General features: G+C 50.3%; 25 protein-coding genes and 1 other annotated feature. Of the genes, 1 reads left to right on the forward strand and 24 read right to left on the reverse strand.

Annotation, left to right across the window (positions count from 1 at the left end):
* Positions 1–2: 2 nt before the first annotated feature.
* The 19 genes from rpoB to NSU01_RS32345 form a co-directional block, all read right to left on the reverse strand.
* Positions 3–3,548 carry a DNA-directed RNA polymerase subunit beta gene (rpoB, locus tag NSU01_RS32255; RefSeq protein WP_039298596.1) on the reverse strand — a complete coding sequence of 1,182 codons (3,546 nt, stop codon included), beginning with the start codon at positions 3,546–3,548 and terminating at the stop codon, positions 3–5.
* Between the two features lie 429 nt (positions 3,549–3,977).
* Positions 3,978–4,574: a class I SAM-dependent methyltransferase gene (locus NSU01_RS32260; protein WP_076248523.1), complete on the reverse strand. Its 597-nt coding sequence runs from the start codon at positions 4,572–4,574 to the stop codon at positions 3,978–3,980.
* A 133-nt stretch (positions 4,575–4,707) separates the two neighbouring features.
* Positions 4,708–5,067, reverse strand: coding sequence for a 50S ribosomal protein L7/L12 (rplL, locus tag NSU01_RS32265; RefSeq protein ID WP_039298590.1), 360 nt, complete (start codon positions 5,065–5,067; stop codon positions 4,708–4,710).
* 63 nt (positions 5,068–5,130) lie between these two features.
* Positions 5,131–5,634, reverse strand: a complete 504-nt coding sequence (gene rplJ / locus NSU01_RS32270; RefSeq protein WP_039298586.1) for a 50S ribosomal protein L10 — start codon at positions 5,632–5,634, stop codon at positions 5,131–5,133.
* A 64-nt stretch (positions 5,635–5,698) separates the two neighbouring features.
* Positions 5,699–5,851 (reverse strand) — a sequence feature (ribosomal protein L10 leader region).
* Positions 5,852–5,919: 68 nt separating this feature from the next.
* Entirely contained in the window at positions 5,920–6,612 is a 693-nt protein-coding gene (rplA, locus tag NSU01_RS32275) for a 50S ribosomal protein L1 (protein ID WP_039298583.1), read from the reverse strand.
* 81 nt (positions 6,613–6,693) lie between these two features.
* Positions 6,694–7,119: a 50S ribosomal protein L11 gene (rplK, locus tag NSU01_RS32280; RefSeq protein WP_020427083.1), complete on the reverse strand. Its 426-nt coding sequence runs from the start codon at positions 7,117–7,119 to the stop codon at positions 6,694–6,696.
* Positions 7,120–7,194: 75 nt separating this feature from the next.
* Positions 7,195–7,728, reverse strand: coding sequence for a transcription termination/antitermination protein NusG (gene nusG / locus NSU01_RS32285; RefSeq protein ID WP_020427084.1), 534 nt, complete (start codon positions 7,726–7,728; stop codon positions 7,195–7,197).
* Between the two features lie 21 nt (positions 7,729–7,749).
* On the reverse strand, positions 7,750–7,941 hold the full coding sequence (gene secE, locus NSU01_RS32290; protein ID WP_020427085.1) for a preprotein translocase subunit SecE: 192 nt from the start codon (positions 7,939–7,941) through the stop codon (positions 7,750–7,752).
* 20 nt (positions 7,942–7,961) lie between these two features.
* Positions 7,962–8,111, reverse strand: coding sequence for a 50S ribosomal protein L33 (rpmG, locus tag NSU01_RS32295; RefSeq protein WP_074086515.1), 150 nt, complete (start codon positions 8,109–8,111; stop codon positions 7,962–7,964).
* Positions 8,112–8,476: 365 nt separating this feature from the next.
* Positions 8,477–9,121, reverse strand: a complete 645-nt coding sequence (sigH, locus tag NSU01_RS32300; RefSeq protein ID WP_020427086.1) for an RNA polymerase sporulation sigma factor SigH — start codon at positions 9,119–9,121, stop codon at positions 8,477–8,479.
* A gap of 138 nt (positions 9,122–9,259) precedes the next feature.
* A complete protein-coding gene (locus NSU01_RS32305; RefSeq protein WP_039298569.1) occupies positions 9,260–9,781 on the reverse strand; it encodes an NYN domain-containing protein in 522 nt (173 codons plus the stop codon).
* A gap of 2 nt (positions 9,782–9,783) precedes the next feature.
* On the reverse strand, positions 9,784–10,545 hold the full coding sequence (gene rlmB / locus NSU01_RS32310) for a 23S rRNA (guanosine(2251)-2'-O)-methyltransferase RlmB (RefSeq protein ID WP_042140140.1): 762 nt from the start codon (positions 10,543–10,545) through the stop codon (positions 9,784–9,786).
* 60 nt (positions 10,546–10,605) lie between these two features.
* The gene (locus NSU01_RS32315; RefSeq protein ID WP_042140141.1) at positions 10,606–11,043 is read right to left on the reverse strand and encodes a Mini-ribonuclease 3; all 438 of its coding nucleotides are present in this window, start codon (positions 11,041–11,043) and stop codon (positions 10,606–10,608) included.
* A complete protein-coding gene (gene cysS, locus NSU01_RS32320; RefSeq protein WP_076248533.1) occupies positions 11,040–12,446 on the reverse strand; it encodes a cysteine--tRNA ligase in 1,407 nt (468 codons plus the stop codon). The genes NSU01_RS32315 and cysS overlap by 4 nt, the downstream gene beginning before the upstream one ends.
* A 52-nt stretch (positions 12,447–12,498) precedes the next feature.
* Positions 12,499–13,191 carry a serine O-acetyltransferase gene (gene cysE, locus NSU01_RS32325; protein WP_039298562.1) on the reverse strand — a complete coding sequence of 231 codons (693 nt, stop codon included), beginning with the start codon at positions 13,189–13,191 and terminating at the stop codon, positions 12,499–12,501.
* A 519-nt stretch (positions 13,192–13,710) separates the two neighbouring features.
* Positions 13,711–15,174, reverse strand: a complete 1,464-nt coding sequence (gene gltX, locus NSU01_RS32330; RefSeq protein ID WP_076248521.1) for a glutamate--tRNA ligase — start codon at positions 15,172–15,174, stop codon at positions 13,711–13,713.
* Positions 15,175–15,229: 55 nt separating this feature from the next.
* Positions 15,230–15,718 (reverse strand): 2-C-methyl-D-erythritol 2,4-cyclodiphosphate synthase, encoded by a 489-nt coding sequence (gene ispF, locus NSU01_RS32335; protein ID WP_042140144.1) that lies wholly within the window; start codon positions 15,716–15,718, stop codon positions 15,230–15,232.
* Positions 15,715–16,413, reverse strand: a complete 699-nt coding sequence (gene ispD / locus NSU01_RS32340) for a 2-C-methyl-D-erythritol 4-phosphate cytidylyltransferase (RefSeq protein WP_039298554.1) — start codon at positions 16,411–16,413, stop codon at positions 15,715–15,717. Before ispD ends, ispF begins: the two co-directional genes overlap by 4 nt.
* Positions 16,414–16,507: 94 nt before the next feature.
* A complete protein-coding gene (locus tag NSU01_RS32345; RefSeq protein WP_042140145.1) occupies positions 16,508–17,596 on the reverse strand; it encodes a PIN/TRAM domain-containing protein in 1,089 nt (362 codons plus the stop codon).
* 211 nt (positions 17,597–17,807) lie between these two features.
* Between NSU01_RS32345 and NSU01_RS32350 the strand changes: the two genes are divergently transcribed.
* Entirely contained in the window at positions 17,808–18,203 is a 396-nt protein-coding gene (locus NSU01_RS32350; protein ID WP_039298549.1) for a hypothetical protein, read from the forward strand.
* 119 nt (positions 18,204–18,322) lie between these two features.
* Here the strand turns inward: NSU01_RS32350 and pssA are convergent, their stop codons facing one another.
* The 5 genes from pssA to NSU01_RS32375 all read right to left on the reverse strand — a co-directional run bounded on the left by pssA (position 18,323) and on the right by NSU01_RS32375 (position 25,390).
* On the reverse strand, positions 18,323–19,063 hold the full coding sequence (pssA, locus tag NSU01_RS32355) for a CDP-diacylglycerol--serine O-phosphatidyltransferase (protein ID WP_039298546.1): 741 nt from the start codon (positions 19,061–19,063) through the stop codon (positions 18,323–18,325).
* 65 nt (positions 19,064–19,128) lie between these two features.
* Positions 19,129–20,205 carry a DNA integrity scanning diadenylate cyclase DisA gene (disA, locus tag NSU01_RS32360; RefSeq protein ID WP_039298543.1) on the reverse strand — a complete coding sequence of 359 codons (1,077 nt, stop codon included), beginning with the start codon at positions 20,203–20,205 and terminating at the stop codon, positions 19,129–19,131.
* Between the two features lie 13 nt (positions 20,206–20,218).
* Positions 20,219–21,586 (reverse strand): DNA repair protein RadA, encoded by a 1,368-nt coding sequence (radA, locus tag NSU01_RS32365; protein WP_039298540.1) that lies wholly within the window; start codon positions 21,584–21,586, stop codon positions 20,219–20,221.
* Between the two features lie 225 nt (positions 21,587–21,811).
* Positions 21,812–24,289 (reverse strand): ATP-dependent protease ATP-binding subunit ClpC, encoded by a 2,478-nt coding sequence (gene clpC / locus NSU01_RS32370; RefSeq protein ID WP_042240021.1) that lies wholly within the window; start codon positions 24,287–24,289, stop codon positions 21,812–21,814.
* 36 nt (positions 24,290–24,325) lie between these two features.
* Positions 24,326–25,390 carry a protein arginine kinase gene (locus tag NSU01_RS32375; protein WP_039298534.1) on the reverse strand — a complete coding sequence of 355 codons (1,065 nt, stop codon included), beginning with the start codon at positions 25,388–25,390 and terminating at the stop codon, positions 24,326–24,328.
* Between the last annotated feature and the right edge of the window lie 6 nt (positions 25,391–25,396).

Raw genomic sequence — 25,396 nt, forward strand, 5'->3', positions numbered from 1 at the left:
AACTACTCTATGCCGACTTCTGCGCCTTCCAAATTGAGGCTCAGCTTGTCGCCTGACGTCTCGTCCTCATCGTCCAGTTCCTTCATCTCGATCTCCTGCTCGTCACCGCTAAGGATTTTGACATCCATACCCAGCGACTGCAGCTCCTTGATCAATACCTTGAACGATTCCGGAACACCCGGTTCTGGAACATTTTCACCTTTGACGATGGATTCGTACGTTTTCACACGGCCGACCACGTCATCGGATTTCACAGTCAAAATTTCTTGCAGTGTATACGCCGCGCCGTAAGCTTCAAGTGCCCACACTTCCATTTCCCCGAAACGCTGTCCGCCGAACTGAGCTTTACCGCCCAGTGGCTGCTGTGTAACGAGTGAGTAAGGACCTGTAGAACGGGCATGAATCTTATCGTCAACCATGTGCGCAAGCTTGATCATGTGCATGACGCCGACAGTAACTTCACGCTCGAAGCGCTCGCCTGTACGTCCGTCATACAACACAGTCTTACCATTACGCTGCATGCCTGCTTCTTCCATCGTATCAAACACGTCATACTCACGGGCTCCGTCGAATACCGGAGTAGCTACGTGGATACCCAGACGAAGTGCCGCCATACCGATATGGACTTCCAGCACCTGTCCGATGTTCATACGCGAAGGTACGCCCAGCGGGTTCAGGACAACCTGTACCGGTGTACCGTCCGGAAGGAACGGCATATCTTCTTCAGGCAGAATGCGGGCAACGACACCCTTGTTACCGTGACGTCCGGCCATCTTGTCACCTTCAGAAATCTTACGTTTCTGAGCGATGTAGACACGAACCAGTTGATTCACACCAGGAGGCAGCTCATCGCCGTTCTCACGGGTGAACACCTTAACGTCAACGATAATACCATCACTACCATGCGGAACGCGCAGGGAGGTATCGCGGACTTCACGGGCCTTCTCACCGAAGATAGCGTGCAGCAGGCGTTCTTCAGCAGTTAGTTCAGTTACACCCTTCGGAGTAACTTTACCTACCAGAATGTCACCGGCATTGATTTCCGCACCGATACGGATGATTCCGCGCTCATCCAGATTGCGGAGTGCCTCTTCACCAACGTTTGGAATATCACGCGTGATCTCTTCAGGTCCCAGCTTGGTGTCACGGGCTTCGGATTCGTATTCCTCGATATGGATCGAAGTGTATACATCTTCCTTAACCAGCTTCTCACTCAGCAGGATCGCATCCTCGTAGTTGTAACCTTCCCAAGTCATGAACGCAACAACTACGTTGCGGCCAAGAGCAAGTTCGCCCATTTCTGTGGAAGGTCCGTCTGCCAGGATGTCACCTTTCTTAACAATATCGCCACGTTTAGCCAGAGGACGCTGATTAATACAGGTACCTTGGTTCGAACGCATAAATTTGTGTAATTTATATTTAACGATATCGCCTTTAACTTCCTTGCCTTCAACTGCCTCTACACGGCGCAGCCAGATTTCATTGGCAGAGGAGCGTTCGATAATACCGTCATATTTGGAGACAATACATACGCCCGAATCCTTGGCGGATTTATGTTCCATCCCTGTGCCGACAAGCGGAGCTTTCGGAATCAGAAGCGGAACGGCCTGCCGCTGCATGTTCGATCCCATCAGTGCACGGTTGGAGTCATCGTTCTCAAGGAACGGAATGAGCGCCGTAGCGACCGACACAACCTGCTTAGGCGAAACGTCCATGTAGTCAACACGGTTACTAGGCATTGTAGTAATGTTATCTGAATCTTTGTTGTAACGGACGATAACCATGTCTTCCTTAAATGTACCATGCTCATCAATCTGTACATTCGCCTGGGCGACTACATAGTTATCTTCTTCATCGGCAGTCAGGTAATCGATTTGTTCTGTAACCTTGCCAGTCTTTGGATCCACCCAACGATACGGAGCTTCGATAAAGCCGTATTCATTGATGCGTGCAAAGGTGGACAAGGAGTTGATCAGACCGATATTCGGACCTTCCGGTGTTTCGATAGGACACATACGGCCGTAGTGACTGTGATGTACGTCGCGGACTTCAAAGCCTGCGCGTTCACGGGTCAGACCGCCGGGTCCGAGTGCCGACAGACGGCGTTTGTGTGTAAGTTCAGCAAGCGGGTTCGTCTGATCCATAAACTGGGACAGCTGCGAACTACCGAAGAACTCTTTGATGGACGCGATAACCGGACGGATGTTGATCAGTGCCTGCGGTGTAATCGCATTGGCGTCCTGAATCGACATTCTCTCCCGCACCACGCGCTCCATACGGGACAGACCGATGCGGAACTGATTCTGCAGCAATTCACCTACAGAACGCAGACGGCGGTTACCCAAGTGGTCGATATCATCTGTATTACCGATACCGTGCAGCAAATTAATAAAGTAGCTGATTGAGGATATAATATCAGCCTGGGTAATATGCTTGACCGACTTGTCAATGTTGCCATTGGCGATCAGTTTGATAATCCGGCCTTCTTCAATTGGCGAGAATACGTCAATGGTCTGCAGCGGAATATCTTCACTGTCCATAACCCCGCCGGTAACACGGTAGTTCTTGCCAGCTACATTCTTCTCGAAATAAGGAATCAGCTCATCAAGCAGGCGGCGGTCAACCATCTGGCCGGATTCTGCCAGGATTTCTCCTGTAGATTCATCAACCAAAGGCTGTGCCAGACGCTGATTGAACAGACGATTCTTGATATGCAGCTTTTTATTGATTTTGTAACGGCCTACATTGGCCAAATCATAACGTTTCGGATCAAAGAAACGTGCGACCAATAGGCTCTTGGCATTGTCAAGTGTCGGTGGTTCGCCCGGACGCAGACGCTCGTAAATTTCAATAAGCGCCTTCTCCGTGGAGTCCGTGTTGTCTTTATCCAGCGTATTGCGAATATATTCATCATTGCCAAGCAGTTCCAGAATTTCAGCATCACTGCCGAAGCCTAGAGCACGCAAAAGCACGGTTACCGGGATCTTACGGGTCCGGTCGATACGGACATACATGATGTCCTTAGCGTCGGTCTCCAGCTCCAGCCAAGCTCCGCGATTCGGAATTACTGTGGCGGTGTAGGTTTTTTTGCCGTTCTTATCCACTTTTGTGCTGAAATAGACGCTTGGAGAGCGAACCAACTGGCTGACAATAACCCGTTCCGCACCATTGATAATAAAAGTGCCGGTTTCCGTCATCAGCGGGAAATCTCCCATGAACACTTCCTGCTCTTTGACCTCACCGGTCTCCTTATTGATGAGACGCACCTTCACACGCAGAGGAGCCGCATATGTTACGTCCCGCTCTTTAGCGTCGTCAACCGTATACTTCGGTTCACCCAGGCTGTAATCAATGAACTCTAGTACCAAATTCCCTGTGAAATCCTGGATCGGCGAGATGTCCTGGAACATTTCCCGCAATCCTTCCTCCAAAAACCAGTCATAAGATTTTTGTTGGATCTCGATCAGGTTCGGGACCTCGAGTACCTCGTTAATTCTCGCATAGCTCCGCCGAGTGCGTCGACCATACTGAACAAGATGTCCTGCCAACTTTACTCACCCCTCATGTCTACTCACTTAAAAATTGATTGCGAACCCTTGTTTGGACCCGTATAATGGAACCATAACACAAGGATTCAGCCATAAATACAGAAAAGCCCCTTATCGAAATCTTTCGAAAAAAGAGCGCATCTATCCACGGCCAAAATACTCCTTATCCAGTAGATTTGCCCAAAACGTGCGTATTATACGTCACCAAGCAACAGTTTATGCGCTATTATCTATTGTCCCGGCGACCTTCGCCGTGACAGGAACATAGAGAACGGAATTCGCAAAAACCTGCCGTACGGCATGCGCTTACCGGGCGACAATATATCACTTGACATTTCAGCAAACTAAAGACATGGAGCCTAGCTTAATACTGACATTTTATAATAATAACACTATCAACATTGCATGTCAATAAGTATTAATATTTTTTTACTTCTTCGCTCTGATAATGCGATAACCCTTGTCTTTCCCCACTTCTTCCACATCCGAGAACAAGCTTTCTAGCTTGGCGGTGGCCGATGGTGCGCCCTGCTTCTTCTGGATGACTATCCACAGACTTCCACCCTCATTCAAATGCGCATGTGCCTGCTCAAAAATCTCATGTACTACAGCCTTGCCTGCACGAATCGGCGGATTGGTAAGAATCACATCGAATGTACGCCCCTTCACCGCAGACAGTACATCACTTTCCATAACCGTAACATTGCGGATTCCGTTATGCTGCGCATTCTCGCGGGCAAGCTCTACAGCACGGCTGTTGATATCAATCATCGTCACATGTCCCTTGGGAGTGAGGAGTGCTGCACTAATCCCCATAGGGCCGTAACCACAGCCAACATCCAGCACCTCTGCCCCATCTGGAATTTCCATTGCTTCGATCAGAACTCGGCTGCCATGATCAATATCCCCTTTGGAAAAAACACCGGCGTCGCTTGTAAAGCGGAGGCTTTTGCCTCTCAGTACCGTATCGATGCTGCGTCTGTCATGACGTGCTTCCGGCTGCTGCGAGTAATAATGCTGCGACATACAATCCTCCCTTTCACTTGGCTCTAATATACAAAGCATATCTTATAGAGCAACCCCCTTGAACAAGTTCAAGGGGGTTGCAAGAACCGGAAAGAATCACTTCATATCCGGGGCAGTACCTACTTAAATCAAATTATTTTACTTCTACAGAAGCGCCTGCTTCTTCCAATTTTGCTTTAGTAGCTTCTGCTTCTTCTTTGCTTACTTTTTCTTTGATTGCTTTTGGAGCGTTGTCTACAACGTCTTTAGCTTCTTTCAAGCCAAGACCTGTGATTTCGCGAACGATTTTGATAACGTTGATTTTGGAAGCGCCAGCGCCTGTCAAAATTACGTCGAATTCGGATTGTTCTTCTTCAACAGCTGCTACTGCGCCGCCAGCTGCTACTGGAGCTGCTGCAGTTACGCCGAATTCTTCTTCGATTGCTTTAACCAGGTCGTTCAGTTCCAATACGCTCATGCCTTTAATTTCTTCCAAGATTGTTTCTTTGCTCATGATTGAACCTCCATTATATTTGAATTGGTTTGTGGTATTGATTATGAAGCTAGAAGCAAAGGCTTACGCGCTTTGTTCTTCTTTTTCAGCAACAGCTTTAACTGCAAGCGCGAAGTTGCGGATTGGAGCTTGAAGCACGCTAAGCAGCATGGACAGCAAACCATCGCGGGATGGAAGCTCAGCCAGTGCTTTCAGTTGGTCAGCGTCGATAACGCGACCTTCTACAACGCCGCCTTTAAGTTTCAGAGCGTCGTTCTTCTTAGCGAAGTCGTTCAAAATTTTGGCTGCTACTACCGCATCAGTTTCACTGAAAGCGATCGCTGTAGGACCAGTCAGGACAGCGTCCAGATCAGTCAACTCAGCCGCTGCAGTTGCACGGCGAAGCAATGTGTTCTTCAGGACTTGAAAATCAACGCCAGCTTCACGAAGCTGCTTACGCAGTTCAGTCACTTGCGAAACGTTCAATCCGCGGTAGTCCGCAACAACAGTAGAGATACTGTTCTGCAGTTTGCCAGTTACAACATCAACCGCATCCTGTTTAGCTTGGATTACTTTTGCATTTGCCAATTGTATACACCTCCTGAAAATTTATGTGACGGCGATTCTTCCGGAGAATCCGCGCCGTTCCTACGCAGGCATTAGAAAAGCCTCCGCAGATTCACGAAGGCTTGATAAAACGGAAAGCAGTCAGGCGAGCCTGTTACTTTTTGTTTCTATCACAACACCTCGGTAGGAAATTAAGCCCTACGGCACCTACTGTCTACGGTAAGCATATTCGAATTCAAGATTGATCACCTTAATGTTCACAACTGTTATAGATTATCAAAGATGACTCAAAGAGTCAACCCTTAATTATCTGAAAGCAGCTGCGTTCACGCGAGCGCTAGGTCCCATTGTGGACGAAATAGCGATGCCTTTAAGGTATACACCTTTAGCAGCAGCCGGTTTCGCACGGTTCAGAGCGTCGATGAGAGATTTAAGGTTCTCGTTCAGTTGTTCAGCGTTGAAAGACACTTTGCCGATTGGCGCGTGAATTTGACCCGCTTTGTCAAGACGATATTCGATTTTACCGGCTTTGATTTCTTGAACAGCCTTGGTAACGTCGAAAGTAACTGTACCTGCTTTAGGGTTAGGCATGAGGCCTTTACCACCGAGCAGACGACCCAGTTTACCGACTTCACTCATCATATCAGGTGTAGCTACGCAGACGTCGAATTCAAACCAGCCCTGTTGAATTTTGTTGATCATATCAGCATCACCAACAAAATCCGCGCCAGCAGCTTCCGCTTCTTTCGCTTTTTCACCTTTTGCAAATACAAGCACGCGTTGAGTTTTGCCTGTGCCGTGAGGCAGGACAACAACACCACGAACAGCTTGGTCTTGTTTACGCGGGTCTACACCCAGACGAACTGCTGCTTCAACGGTTTCGTCGAATTTAGCAGTTGCTGCCTTTTTCACAAGCTCTACAGCTTCTGAAGGCTCGTAAGTTGCTTCGCTGTTGATCAGCTTAGCAGATTCTTGGTATTTCTTACCATGTTTAGCCATGAAAATGTTCCTCCTTTGTGGTGTTAGCGGAAATTCCTCCCACATATTGCGGTCATGAATGACCGGTTCATCGAATACATATTAGTCTTCGATTGTGATACCCATACTGCGGGCAGTACCTTCAACCATACGCATTGCAGCTTCGATAGATGCAGCGTTCAGATCGGGCATTTTTGTTTCAGCAATTTCACGAACCGCTGCGCGGCCGAGTTTTGCTACTTTTTTCTTGTTTGGTTCACCGGATCCTTTTTCTACTTTTGCAGCGATGCGAAGCAGAACAGCAGCCGGAGGAGTTTTAGTGATGAAGGTAAAGGAACGGTCTTCAAATACTGTAATTTCAACCGGGATGATCAGGCCAGCCTGGTCGGCAGTACGAGCGTTGAATTCCTTACAGAATGCCATGATGTTGACACCTGCTTGACCTAACGCCGGACCTACTGGAGGCGCTGGATTCGCTTTCCCTGCAGGAATCTGCAGTTTCACCATTTTAATAACTTTTTTAGCCATGAGTGACACCTCCTTGCGTAAATAGTGGTATTCGAATGCTAAGCAGCATTCTCCCACAAGAAACCCTTGCGCTTGTTATATCTTCTCCACTTGAGTGAAATCCAACTCGAGCGGGGTTTCCCGTCCAAACATGTTGACATGTACCTTGATCTTGCTTTTGTCTGCCAAAATCTCTTCCACGGAGCCCACAAAATTCGCAAACGGACCGACCATAATACGTACGGATTCCTTAATTTCGAAATCAATCTTCGCTTTAGGTTCAACCATGCCCATATGCTTCAGAATTTGTTCAACCTCTTCAGGGAGCAGAGCGGTAGGCTTGGAGCCCGAACCAGTTGAACCGACAAATCCGGTAACGCCCGGCGTATTGCGGACTACATACCAGGAATCATCAGTCTGAACCATTTCGACCAAAACGTAACCAGGGTAAACTTTGCGCATGACAGTTTTTTTCTTGCCATCCTTGTTTACCAGTTCTTCTTCCATAGGAACAAGAACGCGGAATATTTTGTCTTCCATGCCCATGGACTCAACGCGTTTTTCCAAATTGGCCTTGACCTTATTCTCATACCCGGAATAGGTATGAACGACATACCATCTTTTTTCCATATCAAGCCACCTGGGACCTCTCTAAATAATCGCTTCAATCACAGCGGAAATACCGATGTCCAGAACCCAGAAGTAAAGAGCGATAACTACAATTGTACCGAGAACGATCAATGTATAGTTTTTCAGTTCCTTACGGCTAGGCCAGCGAACCTTTTTGAGTTCACTCCAGCTCTCAGTGAAAAAGGAAAACAAAGACTTGAAACTACGTTTCACGCCGACTACACCTCCAAAGACTATCTGGTTTCGCGATGAGGAGTTTGCTCGTTACAAAACTTGCAAAATTTCTTCATCTCCAAGCGGTCGGGGTGATTTCGCTTGTTTTTGGTTGTTGCATAGTTTCTTTGTTTGCAACTTGTACAAGCTAAAGTGATAATTACCCGCATGATATGCACCTCCCGAAGACGTACTTCTAACCGTTAAATTAGAAGACGCAAATATTGATTCAAAAAAAAGCCGCGAATTTAGGCCTACCTAAAACACTTTAGCATAATATCATTGCCCGTGTCAACGAAAGAATTCCCCCATCGCACTGGGTTTTTCCGGGTGGTGTAGCCTGGTGCCGTACATAATCTTTGGTCTTGAGTATTCCTTCATCACTCGCTGTCTTCACTACCATTATGGATCATTCCGCCATGGTATAAACCTGCAGCCTACTGTTGTCTGAACAAATTACACTTCCATCACGCCGAAATCTTGCGGGACACTAAAAAAAGACTCGAGTCCCGAGCCTTTCTAGTTCATTATATCATTAATTGTCACGCACTTCCAGATATCTTTCCAACTTACGTTTCACTCGCTGCAGAGCATTGTCAATAGACTTCACATGCCGTTTCAAGTCCTCAGCAATTTCCTGATAGGACCGTCCATCCAGATAGAGCATCAGAACCTTGCGTTCCAGATCACTAAGGATCTCCGCCATCTTATCTTCCAGTCCGATGAACTCCTCCTGGTTGATAATCAGTTCTTCAGGATCAAGCACCTGCGTTCCGCAAATCACATCCATCAGCGTCCGGTCGGAATCCTCATCATAGATGGGTTTGTCGAGCGAGACATATGAGTTCAGCGGAATATGCTTCTGGCGGGTCGCCGTCTTAATGGCAGTTATAATCTGTCGGGTGATGCACAGCTCGGCAAACGCCTTGAACGAGGAAAGCTTGTCCCCCTTGAAGTCACGAATTGCCTTATATAAGCCAATCATGCCTTCCTGTACAATATCTTCACGATCTGCCCCGATCAAAAAATAGGAACGAGCCTTGGCACGTACGAAATTACGGTACTTGTTGATTAAATGTTCCAATGCGCCACTGTCGCCACCACGGAAGATCTCGACAATTTCTTCATCACTTATGAAATCATACTCGGATAGCATTAATTCCTTGAGGTCGACACTCACCAAGAATCCCCCCGGCTGCAACGCAAGACACATCGTTACTTCGCGAAATATAGGATCAGTATATATTATGTTACCTTACAACGTCAACCGAAGATTGTCCAAAAACAATCTTCTATAACATATTATGGCATTTCTTAATTACTGCCTGCGCCAGTCTTCAAGACGTTTCCGCGTTTCCGGAGGCAGCTTGTCTTCCAGGGAGTGACGGGTGCTGCTTACACTTCCCGGTTCAATAGCCTTTTTAACCTGTTTATGATTCTCTTCAATCTCCAGTCTCAGTTCTCTTGCCGAGATCCGGAGCGCCCCTTGTGCAAAAACAACATGCTGCTCCACAAAATCGCTGGTCGCCACAGAAATCTGTCTGCGGCGGTGAGTGAATTCTCCCACCAGCCGCTCAATGCATTCATCTGCCGTTTCCTTTTCCTTAGTGAAGAAGACCTGGACTTTCCCCTGTACAAACGACCGTCCAAGTCCCGGCACACGGTATGCATCGAATACGGCTATGACGCGCAGCCCGGAGAATGCCTGATAATCGGCCAGCATATCGAGCAGCCGGTCGCGTGCCCCCTGCATGCCGGTCTGCGACAGCGCCGCAAGTTCCGGCCAGCCGCCGATCATGTTGTATCCGTCCACGAGCAGTATATCGCGCCAGTCTGCCATAGTTATCCCTGTTCTTGCCGGCGGCGGAGCACCTCGTACATAATTACACCGGCTGCTACGGAAGCATTAAGAGAGTTGATTCTTCCCGCCATCGGCAGCTTCAGCAGCACATCGCATTTTTCACGGATCAGGCGGCCCATTCCTTTATTCTCATTGCCGATAACCACTGCTACCGGTCCGGTAAAAATATCAGATCCGAAGAGATTCTGATCCGTATCCACATCGGTTCCAACCACCCACACCCCTAGTTCCTTCAGGCGGTCTATCGTCTGGCCCAGATTGGTTACGCGTGCAACAGGCACATATTCCACTGCACCGGCAGAGGTTTTGGATACTGTTGCTGTAATCTGCGCCGAACGCCGTTTCGGTACAATGACACCATGCACACCGGTGCAGTCGGCAGTACGCAAGATAGATCCCAGGTTATGAGGGTCCTCAATTTCATCCAGCAAAAGAAGAAAAGGCGGTTCCCCTTTGGCTTCAGCAGCCGCAAGAATATCAGCAACCTCGGTGTAGGCAAACGGTGCCGCCTGCGCTACCACCCCTTGATGCTGAACTCCCGGTGCAAGCTGATCCAGCTTCCGCTTATCTACATGCTGAATTACAATGCCTGCTTTGCGGGCTTCAGCGACGATAGGTGCCGTTAAGTGCTTTTGTGCAGTTTCGGCGATCCATATTTTGTTCAGTGTCCGGCCGGCACGAAGCGCTTCAAGGACTGAATGCTTGCCCGCCAGTATTTCCTCTTCCGTTCTCAATTCTTCCATGTTCATGTCTCCTGTTCTAAGTACCCATATATAACTATAAACTCCGCGGCCTGTTTAAACTCACTTGGTCCGGTTCAACATGTATTCGATGCTGCTGTGAACAAGCTCCTGGATTCTCGTCTGCTGTCCTGTATAATACAAATGCCCGATCAGGCATTCAAAAGCAGTCGCGTGGCGGTATTCCAGCACATCCGCGTTTTTGGGAATCGTGCCGGACTTGGCATTGCGCCCTCGTCTTACCACATCCTTCTCTTCCTCCGTAAGCACCGGCTCAAGGTAGGCAAGAATCGTGCTCTGGGCTTTGGCCGAGACCAGTCCCGTTGCCGAGCGGTGCAGATGATTCGGACGCAGATTGGGCAGCGAAATCAGATACTGCCGCACAGCCACTTCATAAATGGCATCTCCTGCATACGCCAGAACAATTGGCGAGAGCAACCGGGCCGGCTTGGACGGTTCATACGGGAACCATGCGCTGTTCAGATCAAACTGCCCGCTCATTTACGCCGCCACCGCATTCCCTGTGGAGTGTCTTCCAGCAGGATGCCCAGAGCATTCAGCTCATCGCGGATTTCATCGGACCGGCTCCAGTTCTTATTCTTGCGAGCTTCAGCGCGTTCAGCAATGAGACGCTCAACCTCTTCACTGGCGACCTCTTCATCCGCCTCCGGAGTAAGGCGCAGTACTGAATTCATCTCGGCAAAAGCCTTCAGCAGTGCTGCAAAGTCTGCGGAATGAGCGTCATTATCAGCAAGCGTCAAATTGGCCAGGCTTACCCAGTCAAACAGAGCGGTAATCGCATCCGGCGTATTGAAATCATCCTGCATTCTGGCGTGGAAATTGCCAACAATAGCTGCCAGGCGTTCCACAATCTGTGGACTTGCCCCTCCGTCTGCCCCGTCCGTATCCAGTTCAAGGCGATGCTTCACATTACCTGCTGCCGTAGTGATGCGCTCCACGCTTTTTTCAGCAGACAGCAGTGCTTCCTTCGAGAAGTTCAGCTGATTGCGGTAATGGCTTGAAAGCATGAAATAACGGATAGTTCCCGCTTTGAAGCGTGCACGAATATCCTTCACAAGCAGACCGTTTCCAAGTGATTTCGACATTTTCTCATCACCAATGTTCAAAAATGCGTTGTGCATCCAATACTTCGACAGCGGCTCACCCGTCAGCACTTCTGTTTGCGCGCATTCGCACTCATGGTGCGGGAACTTCAAATCCTCACCGCCGCCATGGATGTCGATCGTTGTACCCAAATATTCGCGGACCATTGCCGAGCACTCAATATGCCAGCCCGGACGCCCCTCTCCCCATGGACTGGACCAGTGTACCTCACCCGGCTTGGCTGCCTTCCAGAGCACAAAATCCTCCTGGTTCTCCTTGCGTGAATCCACCTCGACACGGATACCGAAGCGCAGCTCCTCCAGATTCTGGCCTGACAGCTTGCCATAATTGGCAAACTTGCCGGTCCGGTAGTACACATCTCCGCCGTTCTCGTAAGCATATCCCTTCTCCTCAAGCTCCTTAATGAACTCAATGATCTTGTCCATGCTCTCTGTAACGCGCGGATTCATTGTTGCCGGCTTTACGCCAAGTCCGGCCAGATCCTCCTGATAGGCGGAGATGAACATTTCTGCAACCTCAGCTACAGTAATGTTCATTTCTTCCGCTTTGCGGATCATTTTATCATCCACATCGGTAAAGTTCGTCAGATAGCGGACTTCATTGCCGAGGGCCTCCAGGTAGTTGCGGACCATATCAAAAACGATAACCGGTCTGGCATTCCCGATATGCATATAGCCGTAAACGGTTGGACCGCATACATACATTTTTACTTTGCCAGGTTCCTGCGGTATGAATTCTTCCTTGCTCCGTGTCATTGTGTTATAAATCTGTACAGCCATTCTGTTCCCAATCCTTTCTGTTCCCCCTGGATTCTCTTGAATCTCCATATGGTTATATTTCATAATCGCCGATATACTGCTGGCTCTCCAGCCGCCGCTGTTCCTTCTTCTGCTTGTCTTCAGACCCCATCTGCTCGCGCAGCTCTTCGATTTCCTTCTGCAGGAAACGCAGGGAATCAATCAGCGGATCCGGCATCTGGGTATGATCCAGCCGGTCGGACACGCGTTCCCCGTTGCGCTTAACCACGCGTCCGGGATTTCCAACAACGGTGCTGTTGCTGGGCACTTCGCGCAGAACCACTGAATTGGAGCCGATATTGCAATTATCGCCGATTCTAAACGATCCCAGTACTTTGGCACCGGAGCCGATGACAACATTGTTGCCGACGGTAGGATGGCGTTTGCCCTTTTCTTTCCCTGTCCCTCCAAGTGTGACCCCCTGATAGATAATGACATCGTCACCAATCTCACAGGTTTCACCAATGACTATACCCATTCCATGGTCGATGAACAACCGGCTGCCGACAACCGCACCCGGATGAATTTCCACTCCGGTCATAAATCTGCTCATCTGCGATACGATGCGTGCCAGTGTAAACCAGCGGCGTTTATAAAAAGAGTGGGCAATCCGGTGTGCCCAGATCGCATGAAGCCCGGCGTAGGTGAAGACAACCTCGAACTTGCTGCGGGCAGCGGGATCGTTGTCGAATACTGCCCGAATGTCCGACTTGATATGCTTAAACATCACGGTTCCCCTCTTCTGTGACTTCCCCACCTCCTGTTTACAGGTGCGCAAAGGAAGATAGTGTCTTCAGCCCACTTGCTCTATTCATCTGTATGCTGTGAGCATTCAATCGGTATCCTTATAGTTCAACAAAAAACGCCCCTGCAGCATTATGCTGCAGAGACGTTTAACCGCGGTCCCACTCTGCTTGAACATTCGCACAATCAGACTGCCGTTAACTTCGCGGCAGGTGCATGCGGTGTTCCTCTTGGCGTCTGTAACGGCAACGTCCCCGGCACAGTCTACTGTCCCCTGACAGACAGGGACGCTCAACTGTGCAGCTCACAGGTGCATGTTCAGCGGCAGACAAATGAATAACTCCCAGCCTGCAAGGGACATCTCCCTCAGCGGTTATTCTCTCTGGCAATTGCCCGTATACGCGTACTTTTCCTGATCACAGCTATTATTAGTTATTATATTCTTCTATCTTAGCGAAAAGCCGCAGGGCTGACAAGGGGTTCTACCCTCATATCCCCCGGTTTATGCGCCTTTGATCTGCGATTTCAGACGTTCGATGACCCGGTCCCGGCTAAGCAGCGCGATGGTCGCATTCAAATCACGGCCATGCATCTGACCGGTTAGAGCGACACGGATCGGCATAAACAGCGCCTTGCCTTTGTGTCCGGTTTCCTTCTGGACTTCTTTGATCAGCACAGCCATATTGGCAGCGCTGAAATCCTCAGCAGCTTCCACTTTAGCGAGAAAAGCGGAGAGCACTTCAGGAACCTGGGCTTCGGCAAGTACTTGTGCCGCTTCCGTCTCCAGTTCCAGATGGCTGCGGAAGAAGAGCTCGGAGAGCCCCACAATATCAGAAGCGGAGTTCATCTGTTCCTGATACAGCGCAACCAGGCTCTCTGCCCAGATCTGCTGCTCATCACTCAGAACCTCCGGCAGACGTCCCGCCTTCTGCAGATGGGGAATAGCAAGTGCCGCGATCCGCTTAGGATCGGCATGCTTGATATAGTGATTATTGAGATGTGCCAGCTTGTTCGTATCGAATACAGCCGGGCTCTTCGACAGACGGTCGGCAGTGAAGATAGAGATCAGCTGTTCCTTGCTGAAAATCTCCTCCTCACCCTCCGGCGACCAGCCGAGTAATGTGATGAAGTTGAAGAGCGCTTCCGGCAGATAGCCAAGCTGGTCATACTGCTCGATAAACTGAATGATCGATTCATTCCGTTTGCTCAGCTTCTTGTGGTCATCGCCGACAATCAGTGTCATGTGGCCGAACAGCGGCGCTTCCCAGCCAAGAGCTTCATAGATCATGAGCTGACGCGGCGTGTTGGAGATATGGTCTTCCCCGCGCAGCACATGGGAGATGGCCATCAAATGGTCATCTACAGCTACAGCGAAGTTATAGGTTGGAATACCATCCTTCTTCACGATGACAAAGTCGCCCATTTCTTTGGTGTTGAACGAAATGCTGCCTTTAACAATATCATTGAAGGTATAAGTACGGTCTTCCGGAACCAGGAAACGGATGCTGGCAATACGGCCTTCCGCCTCATAGGCAAGGCGCTGCTCCTCCGTCAGATTACGGTGTCTGCCGGAATAACGTGGGGTTTCGCCGCGTGCGGTCTGCTCTTCACGCTCTGCTTCCAGCTCCTCTTCTGTACAATAACAGCGGTAAGCAAGGCCGCGGTCCAGCAGATCCTGCCAGTAGACACGGTACAGATCCAGACGTTCTGTCTGGCGGTAAGGGCCATATTCGCCGCCTACATCTACGCTCTCATCCCAGTCCATTCCCAGCCATTTCAAATATTTCAACTGGCTTTCTTCACCTTCTGCGATATTACGCTTAAGGTCTGTATCTTCGATCCGGATAATGAATTTGCCGCCCAGATTGCGGGCGAACAGGTAGTTAAACAACGCCGTTCTGGCATTTCCGATATGTAAATGTCCCGTAGGGCTCGGTGCGTAACGCACCCGGACTTGATCCGTCATGGGTTTCCCTCCGCTTCATATTGGTTAAAATTAGGCTGTTGTTACTTCAGCCATCTCAAGATGATATCACATCTTGGAGCAGACAGACAATAGATTGTGCGGCAATTCCTTCTCCGCGTCCGGCGAAGCCGAGCTGCTCGGTAGTTGTCGCTTTTACATTGACCTTTGAGAGGTCCGCATCCAGTGCACGGGCAATAACCTCGGTCATTTGCGGAATATAAGGCGCCATTTTGGGTTTCTGGGCAATGATGGTCGAATCTATATTTCCCAGCCGGTATCCCCGGTCACGGGCAAGCGCCCATACATGCTCCAGCAGCTTCAGGCTGTCTGCATCCTTGAAGGCAGGATCGGTATCTGGAAAATGTCTGCCGATATCCCCCAGTCCAAGCGCCCCAAGTATAGCATCGCTTACTGCATGCAGGAGCACATCCGCGTCAGAGTGTCCCAGTAACCCCTTCTCATAGGGAATAGTCACTCCCCCAATAATACACGGCCTTCCTTCCACCAGCTGATGCACGTCAAATCCTTGTCCTACAGCGATCATCTCTGTTCCTCTCCCCTGCTTCTTTCTGTGAATTCAGCGAAATCCAGGTCTTCCGGTGTCGTAATCTTAATATTCCTGTAGCTTCCTTCTACTACAGATACGGTAATTCCGCTGCGTTCCGCCAGACTGGAGTCATCTGTACCGAGGAAGCCGTCACGTTCTGCCTCGTCATAGGCTGACAACAGTTCGGACAGACGAAAAGTCTGCGGGGTCTGAATCGCCCACAGACTTCGCCGGTCCGGCGTAGACAGCACATTGCCTTCGCCATCCACCTGCTTGATCGTATCCTTAACCGGAACTGCAAGCACAGAGGCTCCGGCAGATCTGGCCCGTTCGTAACAAGCTTCAATCTCACTGCCCTGTACGAAAGGCCGGACACCATCATGTACCATTACCCAGGTGGTCGTAAGTTCTCCCAGTCCCCGGCGTACCGAGTGCTGGCGTTCAGCCCCTCCCGGAATAACAACAGACACTTTGTCCAGCTTGTAGGCCTGTACCCATTGCCGGCAGCGCTGCACATCCTCTTCACCGGTGACAAGCACGATTTCAGAGATGAGTTCATGCTTCTGGAATACCTCCAGGGTATGCACGATAATCGGTTTGCCCTGAAGCAGCAGATATTGTTTGCTCTCTGCCGTTCCCATTCGTGTCCCTCTGCCTGCCGCCACTATAACGGCGCCTACACTGTTTGACATTCTTTCGGCTCCTGTCTTTCACGTATATCCCCATCATAACGTGTTTGGACGGCATTTCCAAGCCTATAAGACCGCTCCAGGGGCTGATTTACCCTTATTGCGCTTTTTCCAGCAGCTTCGGTTTGGCAAAAATCATCCGGCCTGCGGAAGTCTGTAGCACACTGGTAACCAGGACCTCCATCGTAGTGCCGATATAATCACGGCCGCCTTCCACGACAATCATGGTGCCGTCGTCAAGATAAGCCACGCCTTGTCCATGTTCTTTGCCGTCTTTGATCACCTGCACAATAATTTCCTCACCAGGCAGAACCACCGGCTTCACCGCGTTGGCCAGATCGTTAATATTCAGCACCGATACGCCCTGGAGCTCGCAAACCTTGTTGAGATTGAAGTCATTGGTGACAACCTTGCCATGCAGCACCTTAGCCAGCTTGACCAGCTTGCTGTCCACTTCGGAAATCTCCTCGAAATCACCTTCGTAGATCAGCACTTTGACATCCAGCTCTTTCTGAATCTTGTTTAGGATATCAAGCCCTCTGCGCCCGCGGTTGCGCTTCAGCAGATCTGACGAATCCGCGATATGCTGAAGCTCCTCAAGAACAAACTCGGGAATAACGATGGTTCCTTCAATGAAACCCGTTTTGCAGATATCGGCAATCCGGCCATCGATAATAACGCTCGTATCAAGAATCTTATGCTCCTCAGGTCCCCGTCCCTCCGGTTCAGCAGAACGTCCCCAGCGTCCGGTAGTCCATAGCGAAGCCAGCTCTTCCTTCTTCTCCAGCCCGATCCGCAGGCCCATATAACCCAGAGCCAGGGTTGCTGCCACCTGCAGCAGCTCTCCGGCCTTGCCCAGCCAGGCCATGACTGGATACAGCAGCAGTGACAGCAGCAGACCTCCTGTAAGCCCTGCAGCGCCTGCAGCGAGTTCGCTCATCGGTATACGCGAACAATACTGAACCGCCTCCTGCAGTTTTGTACTCGCCCAATCCGCGCATAACGTCCCCGCAATCAAAAAAATAATGGCACCCAGCACCGCAAACAAAATGCTTCCTTCCACAGGCAAGCTATCACCCAGTTTCCCCATGCCCTTCGGGAACCCTCTTTCTGCCGCATGATATAGCGAATAACCGGACCAGGCTCCACATAACCCGGCAAGCGTCAAAATAATCTTTTTCCACATAACCAGCACCTCCTTCTATTCATCCAAAAATCATCTATACCTCACCAGTATGTTCCAATTTTCAGGACGATAATCCGGGGGGCCATTATTTTTTCTGAATCCATTAATTCCCTGGTCTGCAAAGCCTGCCGTAAACTTCTATTCCTTGTTGAAAACAGGGGAGACCCTGGCATATAATGAACTCAATTACGAACCCAGGGGTGAATGGAAAATGAGCGCACCAAGTTTACAGGCTTTCCAGGATCAAGTTTCCGAACTGCTGCTCCGTCACCGCAGTCTTCTGGATGTAATGTCCAAGAACGGACAGAGCAGTGCATCCGTCAACCGAGCTGTCGTCAAATCCATTACTGAATGCGGCTGCATTCAGCTGCACGCAACTAAGCAGGTCTTCGAACCGGCTTTGGGACTTGAACAAGCCAAAGAGCTTGCCGGAACCCACCTTGAAGGTGAACTGTGTGAGAACTGCCGGGAAGTCATTGCCTCAGAACTGGGCCGCGAGCTGTTCTATATGTCTGCACTTTGCAATTTGCTCGATATTAATATGGACGAGGTTGTGTCAAAGGAATCTCAAAAATGCGCTACACTCGGATTATTTAACTTGTCCTAGGGCAGCCCGCGCTCTCCTTCATCCGTTACAAATACAGAAAAGGCTGTGCCTTCTCCTGAGTCAGGGAGGGCACAGCCTTTTCTGTATAGATTAAAAAAGTAATAATTACGTAGTTAGGACTATCCGTTCTTGGAGTGATACACCTTATCTTCCGCATGTCTCTTCCTGCGGCGGCGTTGACGACGGGCTGTCAAGAGGCCCAGACTCTGCCTGAACCCGTATAGGGCATATAACGCAAGCAAAGCAAAGATCAGCTTGGCAATCTGTTCAGGGAAAACAACGGCTACCGCTACGGCGATCACAATTACTACAGGTGCACCTATAACTGCCTTTTTGGGGAAGCCGATCTTCTTGAAGTTAGGGTACTTCACCGTGCTAACCATCAGGTAAGACAGCAGCAGGGTAGCGACAATCATAAACGGTGCAGATACATCTTTATGAAAAAGTGCCAGCGTGGCCAGAACGCCACCTGCAGCAGGAATCGGCAATCCTACAAAATATCCCGGAATCCCCGGGCGGACATTAAACCGGGCCAGACGCAAAGCCCCAAACACCGGGAAAATCGCTGTAATAGTCCATCCTAGTGCAGAGTTCAAATCCTGCAGGCTTGTGAGATACATGATCAGCGCTGGTGCCACACCGAAAGAAACTACATCGGATAAGGAATCCAGCTCCTTGCCGAACTCACTCTCACACTTCAGCGCGCGCGCAACACGGCCATCGAGCCCGTCGAGCAGCATAGCGATAATCACCATGATAGCGGCCATGCTCAGCTTACCGTCAAACGCCATCATGATACCAAACATTCCAAGCATCAGATTACCGATGGTAAAAAGACTCGGAATTGATTTTTGTATCATTTCTTCACCTCAATTTTCCTACTTTGAACTTCATGGGTTCCCAATATTACGTGATTGTATGTTATTTACATTTGCCTGTCAATAAGAACTTGTTTCTGGAGCCGCTTCAGTCCGTCCTGAATATTACGTGCGCGAACCTCGCCAATGCCGTCTACCTCATCAAGTTCAGCAATGCTCGCCGTCATCAGATTAGGCAGCATTTCAAAGCGTTCCACCAGATTGTGGATGATCACATTCGGCAGCCGCGGAATTTTGTTGAGCAGACGGTAACCGCGCGGAGTTACGGCTTCCTCGGATGCAATAGCCGTGGAGGAATAGCCCAGCAAGCGGGCAATATGATTGTCATCCATCAATTCATCGTCACTGCTTCGCTTCAGCCCGGCGATAATTTCGCGGATTTTGTCCTCCTGCTCCTCTCTTGCATAGTCTCTGTACAGAAGCCAGGCTTCTTCCTCTGTATTTCCGACCAGTTCTTCCATCTGCATGCTGATCAGCCGGCCTTCATTGCCGAGTTCGTTAATATAACGCTTAATTTCCATTTTGATCCGCAATACCATTTCTACCCGCTGGATCACGCCGACTACCTCAGCCACCGTCACAAGCCCCTCATATTCGGCAGCAGAAAGGTTAGTCAACCCCTGTGTCAGCACGGCTTTATACTTTTCTAAGGTCTGAATCGCCTGATTGGCTTTGGCCAGAATCGCTCCGATCTCCTTCAGCGCATAGCGGATAGAGCCTTGATACAGGGTGATTATATTCCGCCGCTGGGAAATGGAAACAACCAGTTTGCCGGTCTGTTTAGCCACCCGTTCAGCGGTCCGGTGACGGATGCCTGTCTCGATGGATGAAATAGAGGAATCGGGGATCAGCTGGGTGTTGGCATACAGAATCCGCTTCAGATCCTCACTCAGGATGATCGCTCCGTCCATTTTGGCCAGCTCGTATAAATAATTGGGTGAAAAATCGCAGTTAATGGAGAATCCGCCATCGACAACTTCCATCACTTCCGGACTGTATCCGACAACAATAAGTGCCCCGGTCTTCGCGCGCAGCACATTCTCCAGCCCCTCCCGGAAAGGTGTTCCGGGTGCGGCCATTCTAAGCAGATCATTCATATTATCTAATGGATTGTATTCTTTCATGTCCCTGTGCCCCCTAATCTAACGCGACCGCTAGTGCATCTGCTACGGTGCTGACGCCTATAATCTGGATATCCTGCGGATGCTTCCAGCCTTTCATGCTTTTCTCAGGCATAATTACCCGCCGGAAGCCGAGCTTAGCGGCCTCCTTCACCCGCATCTCTGCGCGTGACACCCCTCTCACCTCGCCGGTAAGTCCTACCTCCCCAAAAAACACATCATACGGCTTGGTCGGAATATCCCGGAAGCTGGAAGCAATACTGATGGCGACAGCCAGATCCACCGCCGGCTCATCCAGCTTAACACCTCCGGCAACATTGAGGTAAGCATCCTGATTCTGCAGGAACATGCCCATCCGTTTCTCCAGGACAGCAATGATCAGCGCCATTCTCTGATGATCCATACCTGTGCACATTCTGCGGGGCGAAGGGAAATGGGTTGCTGCAACCAGCGCCTGTAATTCAACAAGCACCGGTCTTGTGCCTTCCATGCTGGCTACAACCGCGGAACCGGCCACTCCGAGCGGCCGTTCAGAAAGAAACAGCTCGGAAGGGTTCTCCACCTCGGTAAGGCCAACCTCACCCATCTCGAAAATACCGATTTCATTGGTTGAGCCAAAGCGGTTCTTCACCGCACGCAGCAACCGGTACGTATGATGACGTTCCCCTTCGAAATAGAGCACACAGTCCACCATATGCTCCAGCATCCGTGGACCGGCAATTGCGCCTTCTTTCGTTACATGTCCTACAAGTACCGTTGCGATTCCACGGATTTTGGCAATCCGCATAAATCTTGTCGTACATTCCCGCACCTGTGTTACACTGCCTGGCGCACTGGTCACTTCAGGCATAAATACGGTCTGGATCGAGTCGATGACCAGAAACTGCGGCTTAATCTGCTCGATTGCTTCTTCAATGCTCTCCATGTTCGTCTCACACAGAACATACAGTTCCGCCGACAACGCCCCGAGGCGGTCAGCCCGAAGCTTGGTCTGGCGTACCGATTCTTCCCCGGAGATATACAGAACACGGAGCCCCTGGGTTGTAAGGGCGTGAGATGTCTGCAGCAGCAGTGTGGACTTCCCGATTCCGGGGTCGCCACCGACCAGTACCAGCGAGCCGGGTACGATACCGCCGCCAAGCACACGGTTAAGCTCTCCGATGCCTGTCAGGATACGCGGCTCTTTGTCACTTTCTATATTTATGATCGATTGCGCCTTTTCTTTACTCTGAAAAATAGGTGCATTCATGCCTTGGGTTTTGACTACGCTTTCCGTTTCTTCCACCATTGAGTTCCATTCCTGGCAGCCCGGGCATTTCCCGAACCATTTCGGTGATTCGTAACCACATTCGGTGCAGAAAAATTTTGTTTTTGGTTTGGCCATGTGCGCTCCTTACGGTCCGAACTTGCTAAAATTGCGGATAATTTTCTCTTAATCAAAGTTTACCATTTCTGCACACTGAACGAAAGGTCACTTAAGATCTACTTTTCGTTTGCGTCCTCCTTAACCTGCCTGATTCAGGGCAGAATTATTAATCATTCCGGACATATAAAAGCTCCCGCCCCTCTATACGGAGGAGCGGGAGCTTTGTTTCATATTGCTGGAAAATTATTCAGTTTCGACTTCCTTCTCTTCCTTCTCCAGGGAGAGCTCGGCCGGCACTTCCACTTTGGTTACCACAAGCTCACCGTTCACCTCATCAATGTTGAGGGAGTCACCTTTCTTGATGTTGCCCTTAAGCAGCTCTTCGGAAAGGCGGTCTTCGATGTGCTTCTGAATCGCCCGGCGGAGCGGGCGGGCACCGAAGGCCGGGTCATAGCCCTCTTTGGCCAGGAACGCCTTGGCGCCGTCAGTAAGCAGGAAGTCTACATCATATTCACGCAGACGCTTGCGCAGCTCCTCGGACATCAGGGTAACGATCTCGGCGATATGCTTCTCATCCAGAGAGTGGAAGACAATAATCTCGTCGATCCGGTTCAGGAACTCAGGGCGGAAGCTCTTCTTCAGCTCTTCCATTACCTTGCCCTTCATATTGCCGTAATCGGCACCGGCATCCTGTACCGCGGTGAAGCCCAGAGTCGAATTCTTACGGATTGCTTGTGCGCCTACGTTAGAGGTCAGGATAATTAAGGTATTGCGGAAATCGACTACACGGCCTTTGGAGTCGGTCAGACGGCCGTCTTCCAGTACCTGCAGCAGAATATTGAATACTTCAGGGTGAGCCTTCTCAATCTCATCCAGCAGGACCACGGAATACGGTTTGCGGCGTACCTTCTCAGTCAGCTGTCCGCCTTCTTCATATCCTACATAGCCTGGAGGCGCCCCGACCAGACGGGATGTAGAATGCTTCTCCATGTACTCCGACATATCGATACGGATTACCGCATTCTCGTCACCGAACATGGCTTCGGCAAGTGCCCGTGCCAGCTCGGTTTTACCGACCCCGGTTGGACCGAGGAAGATGAAGGAGCCCATTGGACGTTTCGGATCCTTCAGACCCGCACGCGCCCGGCGGAGTGCCCGGCTGACAGCCTTAACGGCTTCATCCTGCCCGATTACACGTTCATGCAGCAAAGACTCCATATTCAGCAAACGGTCTGTCTCTTCTTCCTTCAGCTTGCTGACCGGAATTCCGGTCCAGCTGGCAACCACCTGTGCGATATCCTCAGGTGTAACCTGGGAGTCCGTACGGCCCTGCTTCTCTTTCCACTGGTTCTTCGTTGTGTCCAGCTCTTCACGGATCTTCTGCTCGGTATCGCGCAGCGCTGCAGCCTTCTCGAATTCCTGGCTTTGTACAGCGGAATCCTTCTCCTTGCGGATATCATCCAGACGCATTTCGAGTTCCTTCAGATTCGGCGGGATCGTGTAAGAGTTAAGTCTTACCTTGGAGCCTGCTTCATCAATGAGGTCAATCGCCTTGTCCGGCAGGAACCGGTCTGGGATATAGCGGTCAGACAGCTTCACAGCTTCCACAATAGCTTCATCCGTAATCTTCACCCGGTGATGGGCCTCATAACGGTCGCGGAGACCGAACAGGATCTGTACAGCTTCTGCAGGAGAAGGCTGATCCACCGTAATCGGCTGGAAGCGGCGTTCCAGGGCAGCGTCTTTCTCAATATATTTGCGGTATTCGTCAAGCGTTGTGGCACCGATGCACTGCAGTTCACCACGGGCCAGAGCGGGCTTCAGGATATTGGAGGCATCAATTGCACCTTCCGCACCACCGGCTCCGATCAGCGTATGCAGCTCATCGATGAAGAGCACGATATTGCCTGCTTGGCGAATCTCATCCATGATTTTTTTGAGGCGGTCCTCGAACTCACCGCGGTATTTCGTACCGGCAACTACAGAACCCATATCCAGGGTCATTACGCGTTTGTCGCGCAAGGTTTCCGGAATTTCATTGTTGATGATCTTTTGGGCCAGGCCTTCAGCAATTGCTGTCTTACCCACCCCTGGCTCACCGATCAGTACCGGATTATTCTTGGTACGGCGGCTGAGCACCTGAATGACACGTTCAATTTCCTTGCTGCGGCCGATAACAGGGTCGAGGTTTCCGTCCTTAGCATAGGCAGTCAAGTCACGGGCCAGACCATCCAGCGTTGGTGTGCTGACATTAACCGGAGCACCGCTATGGCTTGAAGTGGCTTCACTGCTGCCCAGAAGCTGCAGCACCTGCTGGCGGGCTTTATTCAGGCTGATACCGAGATTATTCAGCACGCGGGCAGCTACGCCCTCTCCTTCACGGATGAGTCCGAGCAGGATATGCTCTGTGCCCACGTACGTATGTCCAAGCTTGCGGGCTTCATCCATAGACAGCTCGATAACTTTTTTGGCACGAGGAGTATAAGCGATGTTGGTCGGTTGTTCCTGACCTCTGCCAATCAGCGTTTCCACTTCATCCTGAATCTTCTCAAGACCCAGACCGAGTCCGATCAGTGCCTTGGCGGCAATGCCGTCACCTTCACGAATCAGTCCGAGCAAAATATGTTCTGTCCCAATGTTGTTGTGTCCCAAACGTACGGCTTCTTCCTGCGCCAGCGCCAGCACCTTTTGTGCGCGTTCCGTAAATCTTCCAAACATCATATCTCCTGCACCTCCACGGATAATATATATCTATAATTAATGTTGTGATCCCAGTGTTTCCCGGAGCAGCTTCGCCCGGTACATATCCCGTTCGGTGGACGAAAGCTCGTCGCCGAACAGCTTTTGCAGAAAACCCGGCTGAGTCTTGACATTCAGCTCATTAAGCACTGAAATCGAAGGCCCTTCCAGTATCCCCAAATCTACACCAAGCCTTAGATCGGAGAGCCGCTGTGCTGACTCTTTAAGCTCCATCACAGCCGCGTAGGCTAGAATCCCATATGAACGTTTGATGCGGTCGGTAATCCGCAGAGCGGAATCCACAAGCAAGCGCTCACGTGCGTTCCGCTCATGCTCTATAATCTGGGTGACTACGCTGTGGAGATTCTCAATAATCTCATTCTCGGTCTGACCGAGCGTAATCTGGTTGGAAATCTGAAAGATATTCCCTACTGCTTCGCTGCCTTCACCATAAATTCCTCTAACGGTAAGACCGACCTGATTAACAGCGGATAGAATCCGGTTAATCTGATGGGTCATAACCAATGCCGGCAGATGAACCATTACCGAGGCTCTGAGCCCGGTTCCCACATTGGTGGGACAACTGGTCAGGTATCCTCTGCGGTCATCAAAAGCGTAATTGACAGCAGCCTCAAAGATATCATCGATGGCTGTTGCCCTGACCCAGGCCTCTCTCACCTGCAGACCCGGAAACAGGCATTGAATGCGGAGATGATCCTCCTCGTTGATCATAATGCTGACTGACTCGTCCTCATTAAGAATGACTGCTCCGCCTTTGGAATCATCAGCCAGATTAGGACTGATCAGATGCTTCTCCACCAGTACTTTTTTATCCAGCTCATCGAGCTCATCCAGCCTCAGCAGCTGAAAGTTGCCGAAATCCGCAGAGGCTTCTCCCTGAAATACAGGAGCAAGCTGCTCCAGCACCTCTTCCGACTGCTGCGCAGACGCCAATAGCGGGAAAGGAAGGTGCTCCAGATTACGGGCGATACGCATTCGGCTGCTGATAACAATCTCGGAATGACTCCCGCCGCAGCGCATCCAGTCACTAAGTGCTTGTTCGGTAAACCGGAGACTTGACATGTGGAA

It is taken from the genome of Paenibacillus sp. FSL H8-0259 (assembly GCF_037963255.1).
Taxonomy (GTDB): Bacteria; Bacillota; Bacilli; order Paenibacillales; family Paenibacillaceae; genus Paenibacillus_AQ; species Paenibacillus_AQ phytohabitans.